18 protein-coding genes are annotated in these 19,887 nt (G+C 36.5%); 17 read left to right on the top strand and 1 reads right to left on the bottom strand.

Annotated features, from left to right (window positions below; genetic code table 11):
* The 9 genes from priA (at window position 1) to spoVM (ending at window position 10,534) form a co-directional block, all read left to right on the top strand.
* Complete coding sequence (priA, locus tag ACTWP4_RS10745) at window positions 1-2,409, top strand: primosomal protein N' (RefSeq protein WP_443128760.1); 2,409 nt, start codon at window positions 1-3, stop codon at window positions 2,407-2,409.
* Window positions 2,410-2,423: 14 nt separating this feature from the next.
* Window positions 2,424-3,362: a methionyl-tRNA formyltransferase gene (fmt, locus tag ACTWP4_RS10740; protein ID WP_443128759.1), complete on the top strand. Its 939-nt coding sequence runs from the start codon at window positions 2,424-2,426 to the stop codon at window positions 3,360-3,362.
* Entirely contained in the window at window positions 3,359-4,714 is a 1,356-nt protein-coding gene (rsmB, locus tag ACTWP4_RS10735) for a 16S rRNA (cytosine(967)-C(5))-methyltransferase RsmB (RefSeq protein ID WP_443128758.1), read from the top strand. Before fmt ends, rsmB begins: the two co-directional genes overlap by 4 nt.
* 20 nt (window positions 4,715-4,734) lie before the next feature.
* A complete protein-coding gene (locus ACTWP4_RS10730) occupies window positions 4,735-5,484 on the top strand; it encodes a Stp1/IreP family PP2C-type Ser/Thr phosphatase (RefSeq protein ID WP_443128757.1) in 750 nt (249 codons plus the stop codon).
* Window positions 5,478-7,469 carry a Stk1 family PASTA domain-containing Ser/Thr kinase gene (gene pknB, locus ACTWP4_RS10725; RefSeq protein WP_443128756.1) on the top strand — a complete coding sequence of 664 codons (1,992 nt, stop codon included), beginning with the start codon at window positions 5,478-5,480 and terminating at the stop codon, window positions 7,467-7,469. Before ACTWP4_RS10730 ends, pknB begins: the two co-directional genes overlap by 7 nt.
* The gene (gene rsgA, locus ACTWP4_RS10720; RefSeq protein ID WP_443128755.1) at window positions 7,470-8,351 is read left to right on the top strand and encodes a ribosome small subunit-dependent GTPase A; all 882 of its coding nucleotides are present in this window, start codon (window positions 7,470-7,472) and stop codon (window positions 8,349-8,351) included. It begins immediately after the preceding gene.
* A 1-nt stretch (window position 8,352) separates the two neighbouring features.
* Window positions 8,353-9,000 carry a ribulose-phosphate 3-epimerase gene (rpe, locus tag ACTWP4_RS10715; protein WP_443128754.1) on the top strand — a complete coding sequence of 216 codons (648 nt, stop codon included), beginning with the start codon at window positions 8,353-8,355 and terminating at the stop codon, window positions 8,998-9,000.
* Between the two features lie 682 nt (window positions 9,001-9,682).
* Window positions 9,683-10,321 (top strand): thiamine diphosphokinase, encoded by a 639-nt coding sequence (locus tag ACTWP4_RS10710; protein WP_443128753.1) that lies wholly within the window; start codon window positions 9,683-9,685, stop codon window positions 10,319-10,321.
* A 132-nt stretch (window positions 10,322-10,453) separates the two neighbouring features.
* Window positions 10,454-10,534, top strand: a complete 81-nt coding sequence (gene spoVM, locus ACTWP4_RS10705) for a stage V sporulation protein SpoVM (RefSeq protein WP_441160586.1) — start codon at window positions 10,454-10,456, stop codon at window positions 10,532-10,534.
* Between the two features lie 302 nt (window positions 10,535-10,836).
* Here the strand turns inward: spoVM and rpmB are convergent, their stop codons facing one another.
* Complete coding sequence (gene rpmB / locus ACTWP4_RS10700) at window positions 10,837-11,025, bottom strand: 50S ribosomal protein L28 (RefSeq protein WP_443128752.1); 189 nt, start codon at window positions 11,023-11,025, stop codon at window positions 10,837-10,839.
* A gap of 507 nt (window positions 11,026-11,532) precedes the next feature.
* On the opposite strand from rpmB, the gene ACTWP4_RS10695 reads away from it, so the two are divergent.
* The 8 genes from ACTWP4_RS10695 to acpP all read left to right on the top strand — a co-directional run bounded on the left by ACTWP4_RS10695 (window position 11,533) and on the right by acpP (window position 19,734).
* The gene (locus ACTWP4_RS10695) at window positions 11,533-11,895 is read left to right on the top strand and encodes an Asp23/Gls24 family envelope stress response protein (RefSeq protein WP_443128751.1); all 363 of its coding nucleotides are present in this window, start codon (window positions 11,533-11,535) and stop codon (window positions 11,893-11,895) included.
* Between the two features lie 69 nt (window positions 11,896-11,964).
* Entirely contained in the window at window positions 11,965-13,632 is a 1,668-nt protein-coding gene (locus ACTWP4_RS10690; RefSeq protein WP_443128750.1) for a DAK2 domain-containing protein, read from the top strand.
* Window positions 13,633-14,055: 423 nt separating this feature from the next.
* A complete protein-coding gene (recG, locus tag ACTWP4_RS10685) occupies window positions 14,056-16,089 on the top strand; it encodes an ATP-dependent DNA helicase RecG (protein WP_443128905.1) in 2,034 nt (677 codons plus the stop codon).
* 101 nt (window positions 16,090-16,190) lie between these two features.
* Entirely contained in the window at window positions 16,191-16,772 is a 582-nt protein-coding gene (gene fapR, locus ACTWP4_RS10680; RefSeq protein WP_443128749.1) for a transcription factor FapR, read from the top strand.
* The gene (gene plsX / locus ACTWP4_RS10675) at window positions 16,769-17,773 is read left to right on the top strand and encodes a phosphate acyltransferase PlsX (protein WP_443128748.1); all 1,005 of its coding nucleotides are present in this window, start codon (window positions 16,769-16,771) and stop codon (window positions 17,771-17,773) included. Before fapR ends, plsX begins: the two co-directional genes overlap by 4 nt.
* Before the next feature lie 3 nt (window positions 17,774-17,776).
* Window positions 17,777-18,721 carry an ACP S-malonyltransferase gene (gene fabD, locus ACTWP4_RS10670; protein ID WP_443128747.1) on the top strand — a complete coding sequence of 315 codons (945 nt, stop codon included), beginning with the start codon at window positions 17,777-17,779 and terminating at the stop codon, window positions 18,719-18,721.
* A gap of 3 nt (window positions 18,722-18,724) precedes the next feature.
* Complete coding sequence (gene fabG / locus ACTWP4_RS10665) at window positions 18,725-19,465, top strand: 3-oxoacyl-[acyl-carrier-protein] reductase (protein WP_443128746.1); 741 nt, start codon at window positions 18,725-18,727, stop codon at window positions 19,463-19,465.
* A gap of 35 nt (window positions 19,466-19,500) precedes the next feature.
* Window positions 19,501-19,734 (top strand): acyl carrier protein, encoded by a 234-nt coding sequence (acpP, locus tag ACTWP4_RS10660; RefSeq protein WP_443128745.1) that lies wholly within the window; start codon window positions 19,501-19,503, stop codon window positions 19,732-19,734.
* Window positions 19,735-19,887: the final 153 nt, after the last annotated feature.

Genomic DNA, 19,887 nt, shown 5'->3' with positions numbered 1-19,887 from the left:
ATGCGAGTTGCTAAAGTTATCGTGGATGTCCCAACAAATCAGACTAATCATACGTATGATTATTTGATTCCAGAGAAGCTTGAAAAACTTATACAAAAAGGGATGCGAGTTTCAATTCCGTTTGGTCCTCGTAAAGTAATGGGTTTTGTATTAGACGTTGTAGATCATTCTGATTTTGATAAACTCAAGCCAATTGAAGAAGTAATGGATCTTACGCCGGTTTTAACAGAAGAATTATTACAACTGGGTAAATGGATTAGCGAGCAAACGGTCAGTTTTTACATCCAAACATTCCAAGCGATGCTGCCACAGATCTTGAAAGCAAAATACAAGAAAGAAATAGAAGCTTTAACAGATTATGAGCTTCCTGATGAGTTACAACATCTTTTTGCGGGAAGATCAGTTATCGATTATGATGAATTTATCGAAAGAAATGGTGACTATAATCTATTATTAAAAGAAGTACGGAACGGCCATGTTCAAATCAATTATATTGTTAAATCAAAAGAAACGAAGAAAACAAAACTGTTTATTGCACCGAATAAAGAGACATACTTATTGGAAGAAGCATTAGAAGATATATCTAATCGAGCCAAAAAACAAAAGCAGATCATCGACTTTTTTATTCAAAATCCTGATCCAATTGAACAAAAAAAACTAATAACAGAAATAAGTACTACTACAGCTACCATTAATCAATTAGTAGAGAAAAAACTTTTGAAGAAGATAGAACAGAAGGTTTATCGAGATCCATTTCAAGGTAGCGAATTTGCAAGGACACAACCATTACCATTAAGTAAGCAACAACAACTAGCGATTGAACCGATTTGGCAATCTATTGATGAAAAGCAGGATCAAGTATTTTTATTACATGGTGTAACAGGTAGTGGAAAAACAGAAGTCTATTTACAAGCGATCGAAAAAGTGTTAAATCAAGGAAAAGAAGCGATTGTATTAGTTCCTGAAATTGCCCTTACACCACAGATGGTGCAACGATTTAAAGGAAGATTTGGCTCAGAAGTAGCGGTTTTGCATAGTGCGTTATCTCCAGGTGAGAAATTTGATGAGTGGACAAAAATTCATAAAAAAGAAGTGAAAGTTGTCGTAGGTGCAAGGTCAGCAATTTTTGCCCCATTTGAGAATATTGGAATTATTATCATTGATGAAGAACATGAAACCAGTTATAAGCAAGATGAACAACCACGATATCACGCAAGAGAGGTAGCCAAAAAACGAGGCGCATATCATCATTGTCCAGTTGTCTTGGGGAGTGCAACACCAATGCTGGAATCATATGCCAGAGCGAAAAAAGGTGTTTACCACTTATTAGAGATGCCTGACCGGATGAATGAAGGCACAATGCCACCGGTTGATATTGTCGATATGCGTGATGAACTGTATGCAGGAAATCGCACAATGTTTTCACGAAAATTATTAGACGCAATTAAAGAAAAGATTGATTTGAATGAGCAAGTTGTTTTATTTCTAAATAGACGAGGATATTCCACCTTTGTGATGTGCCGTGAATGTGGAGATGTCATGAAATGTCCAAATTGTGATATAGCCTTGACTTTTCATAAAAGCTCTCACCAATTAAAATGCCATTATTGTGATTATCAAATACCTATGGTGAAAGAATGTGTTACATGTGGTAGTAAAACAATACGTTATTTCGGAACAGGAACCCAAAAAGTCGAAGAAGCTTTAAAAGAGCATATTCCCGAGGCGAGCGTGATCCGGATGGATGTTGACACAACACGGCGCAAGGGGTCACATAAAAAACTTTTAGAGCAATTTGGTAATGGAAATGCCAATATATTATTAGGAACACAAATGATTGCAAAGGGGTTAGACTTTGAAAATGTTACACTTGTAGGTGTTTTGGCTGTTGACGCTATGTTACATTTACCGGATTTTAGGTCTGCTGAAAAAACATTCCAACTGATGACACAAGTTAGTGGACGAGCTGGTAGACATCGCTTACCTGGTAAAGTTATTCTTCAAACATATACACCGGAGCATTACAGTGTACAATTAGCCAGTCAATATGATTATCAACAATTTTTTCTGCAGGAAATGGAAATGCGCAAAAGCTTCCATTATCCACCCTATTATTTTTTAACACTAATCACTGTGTCACACCCAAATCAGTGGAAGGTACAAGAAGTGACCAAAACAATTTGTAAGCTTTTATTTAAACATTTATCAGATCAAGCTACTATTTTAGGACCAACCCCGTCACCAATGGTTCGCATAAATAATAGATATCGCTACCAGTGCATGGTAAAATATAAGGATGAACCAAATCAAAGAGAGATTGTTCGTAAAATACAAACGCATTATTATGATGACATTCAACGACATGATTTAACAATACAAGTTGATTTTGAACCATATTCATTAATGTAAGAGGAGTTTTTTAAATGAAGAAAATCATTTTTATGGGAACACCAGATTTTGCTGTACCTGTTTTAGAACGGTTAATCACAGAAGGTTATCAAATAGACTTGGTAGTTACCCAGCCAGATCGCCCTCGTGGTAGAAAAAAAATCCTGACGCCACCGCCAGTAAAAGTAGCAGCTGAAAAGTATAACATTCCTGTATTTCAGCCGGAAAAAATTAAAGATGATTATGAAGAAATTAAGAATCGAAAGCCTGATCTAATTGTCACTGCTGCTTTTGGACAATTGCTTCCAAAAGGGTTACTAGATATTCCAACATTTGGTTGTATAAATGTACATGCTTCTTTATTACCAAAGCTAAGGGGTGGAGCACCAATTCACTATGCCATTCTCGAGGGGCATGAAAAAACGGGCATCTCTATTATGTATATGGCAGAAAAGTTAGATGCAGGGGATGTCATTAGTCAAAAAGAAGTCGTTATCGAAGATAATGATGATGTTGAAAAATTACACGACAAGTTATCAGAAGTAGGAGCAAATTTATTATTAGCAACGATTCCTTCTATCTTTTCAGGGGAGGCTAATCGATCACCACAAGACGATAGCTTGGCAACTTTTGCTCCAAATATAACACGAGATCAAGAAAAAATTGATTGGGTTCAGCCGCAACAAACTGTCTATAACCGTATTCGAGGATTACATCCATGGCCTGTAGCATTTACAACGTGGCGTGGTAAAGTGTTCAAGGTATATCAAGCAACAAAAGCGAACAAAACAACCAACGAGCCTGCCGGAACAGTGATTGACACCAACGAAGAAGTGATTCAAGTTGCGACTGGTGATCAAAAAGCAATACAATTGACTGTAGTTCAACCAGCAGGGAAGAAAAAAATGACAGTAGCTGATTTTCTTAGAGGTGTTGGAAGTAATATGAAAGTAGGAGAGAAACTAGGCGAATGACAAAACAAACATACAATATTCGAAATATAGCGCTTGACCTTTTAATGCGAATAAGTGATCAAGGTGGATATAGCCATTTAGTTATTGATCAAATGCTCAAAAAGCATCAACTCGAATCTAGAGATGGAGCATTACTAACAGAAATCGTCTATGGAACACTGCAAAGAAAGCTAACGCTTGAATATGACTTAACCAACTTTATTAGAACTAAAAAAAAGATTGATAAATGGGTGAAGTGGTTACTTTATTTATCTTTCTATCAAATGAAGTATTTGGATAAAGTACCTGATCATGCCGTGATTCATCAGTCAGTTGAAATCGCAAAGCGAAAAGGGCATAAAGGAATAGCCAATTTTGTCAATGGCATTTTACGTTCAGCACAACGAGACGGTTTTCCTAATTATCAGAATGTAAACGATCCTGTGAAACGAGTTAGCATCGAAACAAGCCATCCACTATGGTTAGTAAAACGTTGGAATGAGCAATACGGAATCGAAATAACTGAGCAAATGTGTCAAACTAATATCACACATAAAAAAGTATCCATTCGTGTCCAGCCACTTCGGATATCAAGGGAGCAGTTACTAGCAAGATTGGAAAACAGTGATATAAAGGCCAGTCCATCCTCCTTTTCAGAACAAGGTCTTGTAATTGAGGAAGGAAATATTTTGAAAGACGAAACGTTTCAAGAAGCTTTATTTACTATACAAGATGAAAGCTCTATGTTAGTAGCTGAATTAATGGATTTAAATGAAGGAATGACTGTTCTTGATGCATGTAGTGCACCAGGAGGAAAAGCAACACATATTGCCGAAAAAATGTCTGATAATGGAATAGTGTATGCATATGATTTACACGCGAAAAAAGCAGAATTAGTTAGAAAAAAAGCAAGAGATTTAGGCCTAAAATCCATTCAATCAGCTCAATCTGATGCACGAAAGCTACAAGAAAAGCATGGCCAACAATCATTTGATAGAATTCTAATTGATGCACCTTGTTCAGGTCTCGGTGTACTTCGAAGTAAGCCTGATATAAAATATAATAAAACAAGAGAAGACATAGAAAAGCTGTCAACTATTCAAAAAGAAATCCTGCACCAAGTAGAGCCATTGTTGAAAAACGAAGGCAAACTAATGTATAGCACTTGTACAGTTGATCGAGAGGAAAACGAAGAGGTAATTAAGGACTTCCTCGAAAAACACCAAGAGTATCGAGTAGATCTTGCATTTTTTGATGAACTGCCAGAAACACTGAGAAACAGTACAGGTAGAAGTGAGTTTGGTGTTCAAATTTTTCCACAAGATATTAATAGTGATGGCTTTTTTATGACAAGACTAGTAAAGGATAGTTGATTGGGAGAAGAGGTGTTGAAATGAAATTTGTATATCAATCTGACAAAGGTAGGGTCCGTCAATTAAATGAAGATGCGGTAGCTGTTTTTCCGGGTGACAATGGTTTACTCGCAGTGGTAGCAGATGGTATGGGTGGACATCAAGCAGGGGATGTAGCAAGTAAACTTACCATTGAACAAGTAGAGAAATTATGGTCAGAATTAGACGAACCGTTGGAAGATCTCGATTTAGAAAAATGGTTAACTGATTCAATAAAAGAAGTAAATAACGTAGTATATGAGAAAGCCCAGTCAGACAGCTCTTGTCAAGGGATGGGAACGACAGTTGTGGTAGCAATTTGTACTGCAGATGAGCTTGCAATCGGCCATATTGGTGACAGCCGTGCATATTTATTCAGTCAATCGACTTGGAAACAAGTAACAAATGACCATTCCTTAGTAGGTGAACTAGTTCGTACTGGTCAATTATCAAAAGAAGATGCCCAAGTACATCCCAAAAGGAATGTTATTTTAAAAGCGCTTGGTACGGAGCTTGATTTAGAACCAGATATTTTTCATTCTAAGTGGAATGATTTTAGTCGATTATTAATTTGCTCTGATGGATTAACAAATAAAATTACAGATGAGGAATTGCATCAAATTATTATGCAAACTGAAGATGGTCAGCTAAGCCAAACTTTAATTGATCTCGCTAATGAACGTGGCGGGGAAGATAACATAACTCTAGCAATTATTAATCAACAAGAAAAAGTTGGTGAACCACCATGCTAGAAGGAAAAGTGTTAAATGAACGATACGAGATTATTAAATTAATTGGCGGCGGTGGTATGGCTAACGTCTACCTGGGAAATGACACTATTCTAGAAAGACAAGTAGCTATTAAAGTTTTACGTTTAGAATATGCAAACGATGAAGAGTTTATTACAAGATTCCATCGAGAAGCACAAGCAGCAACAAGTTTATCCCATCCCAACATCGTCAATATCTATGATGTTGGAGAAGAAAATCAGATATACTATATGGTAATGGAATACGTTGATGGCATGACGTTAAAGCAATACATACAACTACATGCACCGATAGAAGTAGAGGAAGTAATAGAAATTATGACGCAAATTACTTCCGCTATTTCACATGCACATGAGAATGGTTTAATTCATCGTGATATCAAGCCGCAAAACATTTTAATTGACCCTTATGGTCAGATTAAGGTAACTGATTTCGGTATTGCTATTGCATTAAGTGCAACAGCTCTAACACAAACGAACTCTATGTTGGGGTCAGTACATTATTTATCGCCTGAACAAGCGCGAGGTGGAAAAGCAAATCGTAAATCGGATATATATTCAATAGGAATTGTATTATTTGAACTCTTAACGGGCCAGTTGCCATTTTCAGGACAATCTGCTGTTTCGATTGCACTAAAACATTTACAATCTGAAACACCTTCCGTAAAGGAATTTAATCCAAGAGTTCCTCAATCAGTTGAAAATATCGTGTTAAAGTCAACAGCAAAAGATCCATTTCATAGATATCAAGAAGTGTATGAAATGGAAGTCGATTTAACAAATGCATTGGACCCAAACCGATTACATGAAGCAAGATTTGAACCACCGGAATCAGATGATGCAATTACAAAAGCCATCCCGATTGTGAAGGATAATAACAATATAAAAAACAATCCAGTAGATGAAGAGACTACGATTGCAATCAATGGTACAAATCAAGACTCAGAAGAACCAAAAGAAAAGAAAAAGAAAAAACGTAAAAAAACGTTTATCTGGGTTACTAGTTTATTTGTTATCTTATTCGGGGCGATTTTATTAGCATTATTTGTGTTGCCTAGTCTATTTCAACCAAAAGATGTGGAGATTCCTGACGTTTCCGGCTTAAGTTATGAAGAGGCACTGCAAGAGCTTGAAAATTTAAAATTAAATGTAGTAAAAGAAGAAGATTATGATGAAGAAGTGGAAGAAAATCATGTAATCGAAACCTATCCGAATGCCAATCAAACAGTAAAAGAGGGGAAAGATATTACCGTTTATGTCAGTTTAGGACCGGAAAAAGTTGTCTTCGATGATTATGTTGGAGATGATTATGAGCGGATTGAAGGTATCCTGCTTGAAGATGGTTTTAATGATGTTAAGTATTACGAGGAATTCTCGGACCGTCCTGTAGGAGAAATTATTGAACAATATCAGCCTTCTCCGGGTGATGAAGTAATACCACGAGATACAAATGTTATTTTTGAGATTAGTAAAGGCCCAGAAAAAATAACCTTAAACAGATTGGTCGGTTTGCATGTAGATGAAGCAACAGAATATTTGACCAAAAACGATCTTTCCGCTGATATTGAAGAAGTACACCATGATGAGGTGGAAGAAGGGCATGTTATTGAGCAGAATCCAGCAGCCAATCAAGAGCTTGAGAAGGGAGAAGTCGTAAAGCTAACAGTATCAAAAGGTCCTGAGCCTAAAAAACAAATTACCCATACAGAATCTTTTACTGTGCCATATACAGGTAAAACAAATAAGGAAACTGGTAAACCTGAGCCTCAAGAAGTTAGTATATATGTGGAAGATATGAATAATCGTATCTCAGAATTATATCAAGAAGTAGAGATGATTACAGAGGATAAAACGTTTAAGATTGAATTGACAATTGCTCCAGATGATAAAGCAAGTTATAAAGTGATCAGAGATGATGATCTTATCATTGAAAAAACCATATTATATGAAGATGTAGAGGGTGAGTAAATGCCAAAAGGTAAAATAGTCAAGGCACTTAGTGGTTTTTATTATGTTCAATATGAAGGTGGTCTTGTCCAATGCCGTGGTAGAGGGGTTTTTCGCCAAAGAAAAATCACCCCTCTAGTTGGTGACTTTGTCGAATTCGAATACCGTGATAAAAAAGAAGGCTATATTTTGGCTATAGACGAACGTGACAATCAATTAACACGTCCACCAATAGCGAATGTGGACCAGGCTATTATTGTGACATCTGTCAAAGAACCTGGTTTAAGTCTTACTCTCTTAGATAAATTTCTCGTATTGGTTGAGTCCAAGTCCATTAGACCATTATTGTTTTTTACTAAGATGGATTTACTGACAGATCAACAAGCTGTTTTAACAAAAGATAAACTTGCTTATTACAAAAACATTGGTTATACAGTAGAGTTTCTCTCTACCAAAGATAAGGAAGTTACTCAACAACTATCAGCGTATTTAAATAATAAAGTTTCTGTTTTTGCCGGACAATCAGGTGTTGGAAAGACTTCCCTTTTAAACAGAATTATTCCTGGCTTGCAGTTAGAAACGGATGACATTTCCGAAAGTTTAGGAAGAGGTAAACATACTACCCGACATGTTGAACTTATTCCTTTTGAACAAGGATTAATTGCTGACACACCGGGTTTTAGTGCGCTAGATTTTAAAGAAATTCAACTAGAAGACTTACCTAGATGTTTTCCAGAATTCGTTGATATCCAAGACCAGTGTAAATTCAGGGGTTGTATGCATATTAAAGAGCCCAAATGCGCCGTTAAAGAAGCGTTAGACCAGAATGAGATATTAGGAGATCGTTATCAAAACTATTTGCAATTTGTGGAAGAAATAAAAAATAGAAAGCCGAGGTATTAACATGAGTTCGAAAATAGCACCATCGATTTTATCAGCTGATTTTTCCATTTTAAAAGAAGAGATAAAAGATGTATTAGAAGGGGGAGCAGACTATATACATGTTGATGTTATGGATGGACATTTTGTACCAAACATTACGATTGGACCGTTAGTATTATCAGCTATCCGTCCGATAACGGATGCAACACTTGATGTTCATCTCATGATTGAAAGCCCAGATCGTTACATTCAGGATTTCGTGGATGCTGGGGCGGATATCATAACAGTTCATGTTGAAGCATGTACTCATTTACACCGGACAATACATATGATCAAAGATGCTGGTGTTAAGCCTGGTGTTGTCATTAATCCTGCAACACCAGTAGAAATGATTAAACCTATTCTTAAAGATGTAGATCTCGTTTTATTTATGACAGTTAATCCTGGTTTTGGTGGTCAGGTTTTTATACCTGAAGTACTAGATAAAGTAAAACAAGCTGTAAAATGGCGTGAAGAACTAGGTTTATCCTTCGAAATTGAAGTAGATGGCGGCGTAAATAAAGATACTGCCAAACAATGTGTGGAAGCTGGTGTAGATGTATTGGTAGCCGGTAGTGCCATCTTTAATGAAAAAGATCGAGCATCAGCTATCCAAGAAATCAGAAATTAAGCCAAGATCGTTAGGTTTTTCTAAATGTAAGAATGTATATAATTGTGTACAAAATACATAAACAGCGAAGTAACGTGGGCTTCCAAGTATATCTGGGCTGAGCGCGGACATTTGTTCCGCTATTTGTGACAAAAGTGCCGTTTTTAGGGTGGTCGCGGACATCTATTCCGCTATTCATCGAAAATAGTGCTAATGGAGACTGAAATGAACCAAATAAGGGATTCAATGTCCACTAACATGGAAAAACAGGTAATTTTCATTCAAATAACGCACTAATGTCCGCTCATAAATGTTAGCACCTAGATAATTTTTCACTTCGCGGTATGTATCTAGTGCGAATAGGGACCGGGCGGATTATGCTCGGTTTTTCTTAAAAGACAAGAAAGCATAAAATTTGTGCGGATGTCTACGCAAGCGCCCAGAAACTAGGCGACTTCACGAATCGCTTTACGATAAAGAAGACTTGCTGATTGGTGATAACCAGAGGCTTGGTCGCCCTTATGCCTTTAGGCGAAAGTCATCATCGCGTCACTTGTTTACCGTGATTCCTTTATCACGGTGCTAACCGTCTGTAAAACCCCCACTGATTATAGTCTCACTTTATCTCAGTAAGATTCTGAAGTCGCTACGTTTCTATACGTGCGCTCTATGCTTTTCTTATTAGGAAAGGTTGTTGTTTGATGTGAATATTGGAATAGTTGCAGGGGGACCGAAAGAGGCATTAGCCTCGTTAATTTCCTACCAAAATGAAGTTGATATCTGGATAGGTGCAGACTTAGGTGCTTCTTATCTTTTAAGGAATCAATTACCCATTGATATTGCAATAGGTGATTTTGATTCGATTGACAAAGATGAAAAAGAGCTTATCAAACTACAAGCAGATATCTTTCGTGAATTTCCCACAGAAAAAAATGAAACTGATCTTGAATTAGCTATAGAAGCTGCTCTATCTTATCAGCCTACTTCTATTTTTCTATTTGGCGTTACAGCTGGGAGACTGGACCATGAACTTGCGAATATTCAAATACTTTATCGTCTGTTAGAAAAAAATATAAATGCCAAAATAATTGATCATAAAAATATCCTGACTGTTTATCAACCCGGTCAGCATAAAGTTACAGCGAAAAATACAGAACTGATTTCTTTTATACCCTTAACTCAAAGAGTTGAAGGACTTACCTTACAAGGATTTTATTATCCACTAGATCATTATACGGTTACTTGGGGAAGTACACGTTGTATTTCAAATAAATTAATTAACGAACAAGGTACTTTTTTATTTAATGCTGGCATATTAATAATGATAAAGAGTACGGAGTAGGAGCATCCGTAAAATCTTATGAAATGATGGAAAGCTATGCAATTATAGTCGTGTATCCTCATAAGCTGTATATGAATCCAGATGGTGTAATGAAAACGATGAGGTTATGTCTTCAAGGTGAAGAGGAGGGGTATGATGAAATTTTATACAATTAAGCTCCCGCGGTTTATCGGAGGTTTTATTCGAGCATTGTTAGGTTCAGGGAAAAAATAACGAAGAAAAGAGCTCAGGAATACTCGCGTAGAAGGTTGGTGACTGGACGGCAGCGACTGAGATAAGGAATCACGGTGTCTGGTATCGACGTTGGTCACAGAGTGTGACCAACGTAAGTCGATGAAAGAGCGACTAAACTTCTAGTTATCACTAATCGGCAAATCCGCTGAGCGCTGAATCTAGACGTGGCATTTCTTAGATGTTATTGACTTATAGAATCATTATAAAAAATTTCCTAAATAAACGAAAAAAGGCTCCTTGTAAATAGGAGCCTTTTCTCTCTTAAGAATTAAATATAATTATTAAACGCGTTCTACTTTGCCTGATTTAAGCGCTCGAGCAGAAACATACACACGTTGTGGTTTGCCGTCAACCATGATTCTTACTTTTTGTACGTTTGCTTTCCATTTACGCTTACTTGCATTTAAAGCATGTGAACGGTTATTTCCTGAAGTCGTTTTACGACCAGTTACTACACATTTACGTCCCATAATTTCGTTCCCTCCTACTAACTCAATCCATACTTATATAATTTATCACAGATTTTATGATATTGCAATTTCAAATTCTGAGATTATCTTTATATAAAATGAGACTTCCATTAGTAGAGGGTTTTACGGAAGATTAGCACCTGTGATAAATGGTAGTTGGGATTTGTGCGTGTTTGCAAAGCATGAATATTAAAGTAGAACTTCTCTATAGTTCTTGCAAGGGAAAAGTGTATTTTACGTACGTAGTGCTTTTTGGAGTTTGTAGCAGAGTTATTTATGCCACCATTTATTAGTGCTCCGGCTGAATACGTCACTGAAAACGTTGTTCTGATTATTTTAAGAATAGAGCCTGGTTTTTCTTGTAATGCTTGACATACACGTGATTTTCATACATTCTATAATGGAATACCCTTAATTTTCACATGTAATGAAAATAAATACTCAAATATAAAATGGCTTAAATGCGATGGGACTTTTTCTTTTACTCATTAAGAAGGAGGATGAAAGATGTCGATTGAATTAAAAACAGATAATGGTCATGTAACGATTACCAATGAAGTAATAGCAACTATTGCTGGTGGAGCTGCCATTGAATGTTATGGTATTGTAGGTATGGCTTCTAAAAAACAATTACGTGATGGTATTGCAGAGATACTTCGAAAAGAAAATTTTGCTAAAGGTGTTGTCGTTCGACAAGATGAAGAAGATGTACATATTGATATGTATATCATTGTGAGCTATGGTACAAAAATTTCTGAAGTGGCACATAATGTCCAATCACAGGTGAAATATAATCTAGAAAAAACGCTCGGTTTAAAAATTAAATCGATCAATATTTTTATTCAAGGTGTTCGTGTAATTCAAGATTAATTTTAAACGAGATGTTGTAGAAGGTAACTATTGTTAATTCGTAAATGGAGTAGAGGGAGGAACTATCAAGTGACGCAAAAAAATATAGATGGAGCATTGTTTGCCAATATGGTGTTAGCAGGAGCACATCATTTAGCAAATAATGCAGAAAAAATAGACGCCTTAAACGTATTTCCAGTACCAGATGGTGACACTGGGACAAATATGAATTTGTCGATTACATCAGGTGCAAATGAAGTTAAAAAAGCAAACCATGACACTGTTTCGGTAGTAGCGAATGCATTTGCGAAAGGTTTGTTAATGGGAGCAAGAGGAAATTCAGGTGTTATTTTATCACAATTATTCAGAGGTTTTGCGAAAGGTTTAGAAGGTAATACTTACTTGGATGTTGAAAGTTTTGTTACAGCACTTGACAGCGGTGTGAATACAGCATATAAAGCAGTAATGAAACCTGTAGAAGGTACGATTCTTACTGTTGCCAAAGATACAGCAGCAGAAGCTAAGACTATTGCAGAAGAAGAACAAGATATTATTTCTTTTATGGAACAAGTAGTACAAGCTGCCAAAAAATCCTTAAAAAGAACACCAGATCTATTACCAGTGCTAAAAGAGGTAGGGGTTGTAGATAGTGGTGGACAAGGATTGGTAGTTATTTATGAAGGGTTTTTATCAGCTTTAAAAGGTGAAGAAGTACCAGAATCTTCACTTGATGATACAATGGATTTAGATGACCTTGTAAATGCAGAGCATCATAAATTGGCACAGGATTACATGAGTACTGATGAAATTGAATATAGTTACTGTACAGAGTTTATGGTACGTTTTGAAAAAGATAAACTCCAAGAGCACCCTTATGATGAAGCTTCATTTAGAGAAGAATTAAGCCAGCATGGTGACTCATTATTAGTTGTTTCAGATGATGAAATAGTGAAAGTTCATATTCATGCAGAATACCCAGGCGATGTTTTCAATCTAGGGCAGCGATTTGGAAGTTTTATTAATTTAAAAGTAGAAAACATGAGAGAACAACACTCCAACATTGTTGATAAGAAGAAAGAGGAAAAGACACAAGCTAAACAACCATTCGCAGTTGTAACAGTTGCGATGGGTGATGGGTTGACTGAATTATTTAAAAGCTTAGGGGCAACGATCGTAATTCAAGGTGGACAAACAATGAACCCAAGTACACAGGATTTAGCAAATGCAGTAGAAGAAGCAAATGCCGAAAATGTTATAATTTTGCCTAACAACAAAAATATTGTAATGGCTGCCGAACAGGCTGCGGAGCTAGCGGAGGTTAACGTAGCTGTTGTACCAACGAAAACAATCCCACAGGGGATGTCAGCGATGTTAACGTATAATCCGGATGCAAGTCTAGAGGAGAATAAAGAAACAATGACTAGTGCAAGTAAGGAAGTAAAAACTGGTCAAGTTACTTATGCAGTACGTGATACGAAAATAGATGGAATGACAATTGAAAATGGCCATTATATGGGACTTGCAGATGGCAAAATCAAAGTAACTAATGCTGAACAAATGACCGTAATCAAGGAATTATTAAAAGAAATGATTGATGCAGAGGAAGACGAGATTGTCACAGTTATTCGTGGGGAAGAAACTTCTGATGAAGAAGAAAGTGATATTATTGCATTTATTGAAGATTATTTTGAAGATATAGAAGTAGAAGTTCATCATGGTAACCAGCCAATCTATTCTTATATATTTTCTATCGAATAGAACAAAAAGCTCTATCCAAGGTGATAGAGCTTTTTATCCATGACAAATAAGAATACACCAAGCTGACCAGAAAAAACATTTATTGCGAAGTAACTCTATTGAGATTTGCATTCTTCCATTCTGCATTGTAACGAGTGCTAATGCGCTACGGCAAGATATTCGCTCTGCGTAGTGTTCTGATTTTTAAAAAAGGTAATATATACCACTTCAATAGATAGAATAACGTTATTATTGCAGTATTCCGCCGAAGCGAATACCAGCATTCAACATCAGTCAGAATGGAAGAAAGCAATACCAAAAGAACTTTTTATTGGTTTGCAGTTGTTATCTACAACGAATTAAATGGAAGAATGGAGAAGGTTGCTTTACCTAGTTCATTCTATTTTTTGTTATTACATATTGAGGTAAGAGAGTGTGAGTAAAATGAATAATATTTCTGTCCAAGAAGTAAATGGTGTTGGACCTAAGCTTGGCGAAACGCTTGAGCAAATTGGTATCCAAACTGTCGAAGACCTACTTTATTATTTTCCCAACCGCTACGATCATTATGAACAAAAGCCGCTACATGAATTGGTACATAATGAAAAAGTGACGATAGTTGGAGAGGTTATCCACGAACCAACGGTACAATTTTACCAAAGAAAAAAATCAAGGATGGTTGTTTCGTTGCGTGTAGATGGTGCGGTTGTTAAAGGAGTCCTCTTTAACCGTGCTTTTGCCAAAAAACACTTTATTCCAGGTGAGAAAGTATCGGTAAATGGTAAATGGGATCAGCACCGATTACAAATAACAATTGATAATTATAAACAGGGCAAAATAGATGGCGGAAGTCCTATTACCCCGATTTACTCTTCCAAAGGAGACATTAAAAATGCTCAATTCCAAAAAATAATGAAGAATGCATTGTCTTCCTGCAGTGATCAAATTACTGAAATTATCCCAGCTTCCTACTTAGAAAATTATAAATTACCGAACCGGACAGATGGTCTAGAGAACATTCATTTTCCGTCGTCTTTCGAACAATTAAAACATGCAAAAAGACGGTTTATTTATGAGGAATTATTATTATTTCAAATAAAAATGCAGCTATATAGAAAAAGAAATAGAGAAGCTACAGAAGGTAATGCAAATCAAATCAACATGACTAAAGTGAAGCAAATGATCGAACAATTTCCTTTTACTTTAACCTCTGCCCAAAAAAAATCATTAGCTGAAATTTTTAAGGATTTACAATCACCATACCGGATGAATCGATTGTTACAAGGAGATGTAGGTTCTGGTAAGACTGCTGTCGCTGTTATAAGTTTGTACGGTATTATAACAGCTGGCAAACAAGTTGCCGTAATGGTCCCAACAGAAATTTTAGCAGAACAACATGAAGAATCATTGAAACAGTTATTACCAGATGATGTGAAGGTACAGCGGTTAACTGGATCCATAAAAGGCAAAAAAAGAAAAGAAATATTAACAGAAATTAAAAGCGGCTCATGTGATGTTGTGATAGGTACACACGCGCTTATTCAAGATGATGTTAATTTTCACCATTTAGGTTATGTCATTATTGATGAACAACATCGGTTTGGTGTACAACAACGTAACACCTTGCGTGAAAAAGGTATTTTAGCAGATATTTTATTTATGACAGCAACTCCAATACCAAGAACTTTATCTATTACCGCTTTTGGGGATATGGATGTTTCAAAAATTGATGAAATGCCTAAAGGTAGAAAGCCGGTTGAAACTTTTTGGGTTAAACACAACATGTTTGAAAGAACAGTAAATTTTGTATATAAGGAAATAAAGAATGGTTCCCAAGCATATATTATTTGTCCATTAATAGAGGAATCAGATACATTAGACATTCAGAATGCGTTGGATTTATTTAATCAATTACTAGAAATTTTGCAAGGTAAAGCAACGGTAGGGCTTATGCATGGCAGGTTAACGACAGAGGAAAAAGAACAAGTAATGAATGACTTCGCTGAGAATAAAGTGCAAATATTAGTGTCAACAACAGTGGTAGAGGTAGGGGTCAATGTCCCGAATGCTACGGTGATGATGATTCAAGATGCAGATCGCTTTGGTTTGTCACAGTTACATCAATTAAGAGGACGTGTCGGGAGAGGCGATAAGCAAAGTTATTGTATTTTAGTAGCTGATCCTAAAGGTGAAACAGGAAAGGAACGTATGCGAATTATGACCGAAACAACCGATGGATTTGTTTTGGCAGAACGAGATTTAGAACTTAGGGGACCCGGTGATATTTTTGGTGTGAAACAAAGTGGATTACCGGAGTTTAAACTAGCAGACTTGGTACATGATTACCGCGCATTAGAAACAGCAAGAGCTGATGCGGTAGAAATTGTGGAAAATAAGCGCTGGAAGGATTCTCAGTATCAGTCATTATTTAAGTACCTGCTTTCTCAAATAGAAATAGATCAACATTTATTAAATTAGATTCACTTGCATAATTTTTAATGGTATTATATATTACTATTAGTACCTAGTCATAATCATTCGCTTAATGGATGATGACTTGCAGATGGACGGTGGGAATCATGAAAAGAAATAAAAAAGAACGACAGTCGAGTTTAAAAGAAACAATCGAAGCAAAACCGTTTATAACAGATGAAGCACTTGCCAAAATATTTGATGTTAGTATACAGACGATCCGATTAGATCGGATGGAATTAAATATTCCGGAGTTACGTGAACGAATTAAATCGGTCGCAACGAATAACTGGAATGAAACCGTTAAGGCACTGCCAATCGATGAGGTTATCGGTGAAATTATTGATTTGGAATTAGATAATCGTGCGATTTCCATTTTGGATATTACGGAAGAGCATGTTTTTTCGAGAAATAAAATAGCGAGAGGGCATCATCTTTTTGCTCAGGCAAACTCCCTCGCTGTTGCAGTTATCAATGATGAACTGGCATTAACAGCAAATGCCGATATTAAATTTACCCGTCAAGTTGTACAAGGGGAGCGTGTTATTGCGAAAGCACGTGTAGAAGACACAGAAAAAAATAATCGTACGGTAGTAGAAGTGAGCAGTTATGTAGATAACGAAACAGTTTTTTCAGGAGTATTTGAAATGTTTCGATCTAACCAAGAGAAGGAAGGGAACGAATCATGAGAATCGCAATTGATGCAATGGGCGGGGACCATGCACCGAAAGAAATTGTGTTAGGGGCATTAAAAGCAGTTAATCAGTTTAATAATCTTGACATTACGTTAATCGGTGATGAAAACAAGATAATACCATATACGGATAACCATAAATCTATTGAGATTATTCATACGTTAGAGAAGATTACTAGTGATGATGAGCCAGTTAGAGCTGTACGTCGTAAAAAAGATGCCTCGTTAGTGCTTATGGCAAATGAAGTAAAAGCCGGACGTGCAGATGCTTGTATTTCAGCAGGTAATACCGGAGCTTTAATGAGTGCAGGGTTGTTTGTTGTCGGCAGAATTAAAGGCATAGACCGTCCGGCACTAAGTCCGACACTTCCTACTGTCAATGGTAATGGATTTTTGTTATTAGATGTAGGGGCAAATGTTGAGGCAAAAGCCCAACATCTTCAGCAATATGGCTTAATGGGTTCTATTTATATGGAAAAGGTTCGCCAAGTGAAGAACCCTCGAGTTGGATTATTAAATGTTGGAACTGAAGATGGCAAAGGGAATGACTTAACCAAAAAAGCATTTGACTTGTTACAACAACTGCCAATAAATTTCGTCGGTAATGTTGAGGCAAGAGATTTATTAAATGGTGTAGCGGATGTTGTTGTAACGGATGGATTTAGTGGAAATGTTGCCTTAAAAACAGTAGAAGGTACAGCTTTAACGATGTTCTCGATGATTAAAGACACATTTATGACCAATACCAAAACAAAAATCGCAGCCGCTCTAGTTAAAAAGGACTTAAAAGGCTTAAAGGATAAATTAGATTATTCAGAGTATGGTGGAGCTGCATTATTTGGCCTTGCCGCACCAGTTGTTAAGGCACACGGTTCAAGCAATCAGCAAGCTATTTTTAGTGCCATTCAACAAACCATAAATATTGTCGAAAAAGATGTAATTGCAAAGATAGAAGCAGACGTAAAAACATTACAAGCTGCTACGGAGGAGGAATAAGACGTGAAAAAAGTCGCTTTTGTTTATCCTGGTCAAGGATCACAAGTAGTGGAAATGGGAAAGGACCTATATAAAGAGTATCAACAAGTAAGAGACCTTTTTGATACTGCCAATGAACGATTAGGATATGATTTAACATCTATTATGTTTGAAGGTCCTAAAGACGTGTTAACGAAAACTGAAAATACCCAACCTGCTTTGTTGTCAGTTAGTACAGCTATAACAACAATTTTAGCTGAAAATGGTATTACACCGTCTGTCACGAGCGGACACAGTCTTGGTGAATATAGTGCACTGGTTGCAGCCAATGCTGTCTCATTTGCTGATGCTGTTTCTTTAGTTCACGAAAGAGGTAAGCTCATGGAGAATGCTTATCCTGAAGGGAAAGGATCTATGGCAGCAGTATTAGGGATGGATCAAGATACATTAAGCAAAGAGCTGCAGAAAATTAGTGAACAGGTTGATGACGTTATTGAGATTGCTAACCTGAACTGCCCGGGACAAATTGTGATTTCTGGATCGAAAACGGCGATAGACGTGTCCACTGAACAGTTAAAAACAGCAGGTGCAAAACGAGTATTACCCTTACCTGTTAGTGGACCGTTTCATTCAAGTTTAATGAAACCAGCAGCGGAAGAGTTTCGTCAATTAGTAAATGAAATTGAATGGTCTGATGCTGAAATACCTGTTTATGCAAATGTAACGGCAGAAATAGTTTCAGATAAAGAGCAAATCAAGCAATTATTAGTAGAACAATTATACTCTCCAGTACGTTTTGAAGAAATTATCAAGCAATTATTAGAAGAACCACTTGATGCTATTGTTGAAGTGGGTAGTGGAAAAGTTTTAACTGGTCTCATTAAAAAAGTAGATCGAAAAGCAAAAGGTTTTGCTGTTCAAGATGCAGCATCATTAGCTGAATTTATCGAGTGGGTGAAGGAGGACTAATCCATGTTAAAGGATCAAGTAGCACTAATAACTGGTGCTTCAAGAGGAATTGGGCGTGAAATTGCTTTAACTTTTGCTAGTAAAGGTGCAAAAGTAGTGGTAAACTACTCTGGGAGTGAAGAGAGAGCACAGGAAGTAGTAGATAAAATCATTGCTGATGGCGGTGAAGCGATCAAGCTAAAAGCTAATGTCAGTGACGAAAAAGATGTAAAAGCAATGGTCAAAGAAACGACGAAAACTTTCGGAAGCCTGGATATATTAGTGAATAATGCTGGGATTACCAAAGATAATTTATTAATGCGAATGAGTGAATCAGATTTTGATGATGTCATCGACATTAACTTAAAAGGCGTTTTTCTATGTACCAAAGCAGTGACACGTCAAATGATGAAACAAAAGAATGGGCGGATTATCAATGTATCATCTGTAGTTGGTATAAGTGGGAATGCTGGTCAGGCAAATTACGTATCAGCTAAAGCAGGTGTGATTGGTTTAACTAAAACAACGGCGAAAGAATTAGCAGCACGTAATATTCTAGTCAACGCTATTGCACCAGGATTTATCGCAACCGAAATGACGGATAAACTAACAGAGGAACAGAAAGAACAAATGCTTGCATTAATTCCATTAAACAAGTTAGGAAAAGCGGAAGATGTAGCTAATGTTGCTTTATTTTTAGCTTCTGATCAATCTAAATATGTTACTGGACAAACCATACAAGTTGATGGTGGAATGGTGATGTAATATGGTACATATACTTTGAAAGGAGGTGACGTGAAATGTCAGAGACTTTTGAAAAAGTTAAGCAAATTGTTGTCGATCGTCTAGATGTAGACGAAGACAAAGTTACACTTGAAGCATCATTTAAAGATGATTTGGAAGCTGATTCTCTTGATGTCGTAGAACTTGTTATGGAGTTAGAAGACGAGTTCGACCTAGAAATTGCTGACGAAGATGCAGAAAAAATTGCTACAGTAGGTGATGCTGTAAATTACATAGACAGCAACCAATAGAACTGTTGAAACATGTATGAAACGGCTGTCTAAGAGTACAGCCTGAAAAAGATAAACCCGTTTCATCCAAAATGAAGCGGGTTTATCCTTTAATGAGTTATGAATTGGAGCAATAAAATAACAGCCACAATTAAATTAAGGATTAATTGATAA

It is taken from the genome of Gracilibacillus sp. D59 (assembly GCF_052246695.1).
Lineage (GTDB): Bacteria > Bacillota > Bacilli > Bacillales > Amphibacillaceae > Gracilibacillus.
The sequence above is the reverse complement of the archived record's forward strand: the minus strand, read 5'-3'. Positions and strand labels throughout refer to the sequence as shown.